The organism is Oleiphilus sp. HI0132 (assembly GCF_001635845.1).
Genome location: NZ_LWGJ01001266.1, coordinates 1 through 979, shown reverse-complemented (window position 1 = coordinate 979; position 979 = coordinate 1). Strand labels below are relative to the sequence as shown.

Here is a 979-nt window from a genome sequence, read left to right as displayed (position 1 = left end):
ATCTTATGCCACATAGGGTGATCACCATTCTGCACCACCTGATTCCACCCCATATGCGGTACTTTCAAACGAACCTTCTCGCCCTTATCGTTCTCTTCATACAAGCTTTCGCCAAAATGCAAAACATCGCCTGGGAAGGCACCGATACAATCAACGCCTCCATTCTCCTGGCTATGTTGAAGCAAAGCTTGCATGCCAACACAAATACCCAAAAAAGGTCTGTCCTTGGAAACTTCCATGCTTAAGCTATCAAAGCCCAAACGCTTAATTTCAGCCATGCAATCGCGCATAGCGCCTACACCAGGCAAAACAACCTTATCTGATGCACGAATCGTATCCGCATCCGAAGTTACAAGGACTTTTGCATCAGGCGCTACGTGTTCAAATGCCTTCGAAACCGAATGCAAATTGCCCATACCATAATCAATAATGGCAATTGTCGTCATTTTTTCTCACTCGTAAAAAGCAACTGACCTCAAAAGAGGCCAGTATTATTTATTAACTGTCGTACAACTTGAAACCGGTTCTATAAAGAACCTTTAGTAGACGGCATTTTTCCTTCCATTCGCTCATCAAGTTCCAAAGCCATGCGAAGCGCGCGGCCAAAAGCTTTGAATACCGTTTCGATCTGATGATGAGCATTTTTACCCTTCAGATTATCGATGTGCAAAGTTACATTGGCGTGATTTACAAAACCTTGAAAAAACTCATAAAACAGCTCTGTATCGAAGCGGCCGACACTTCCTCTGGTAAAAGGAATATCGTATTCCAAGCCAGGACGGCCAGAGAAGTCGATAACAACACGCGACAATGCCTCATCTAGAGGAACATAGGCATGGCCATAACGACGAATGCCTTTCTTATCGCCCACAGCTTTAGAGAATGCCTGGCCTAGTGTAATACCCAAATCTTCAACGGTATGGTGATCGTCTATGTGCAAGTCGCCTTTACAGTGCGCATCGATATCAATCATGCCATG

The 979-nt window shown here is 44.5% G+C and carries 2 protein-coding genes; both read right to left on the bottom strand.

Translation table 11 applies throughout. The features are described 5' to 3' along the window. Nucleotides 1-446 (bottom strand): imidazole glycerol phosphate synthase subunit HisH (gene hisH / locus A3766_RS19170; protein WP_068642799.1); only part of this gene is annotated, 446 nt, incomplete at its 3' end. Nucleotides 447-526: 80 nt separating this feature from the next. Continuing rightward, nucleotides 527-979, bottom strand: a 453-nt coding sequence (gene hisB, locus A3766_RS19165; protein ID WP_068642797.1) for an imidazoleglycerol-phosphate dehydratase HisB, incomplete at its 5' end; no start/stop codon positions are given.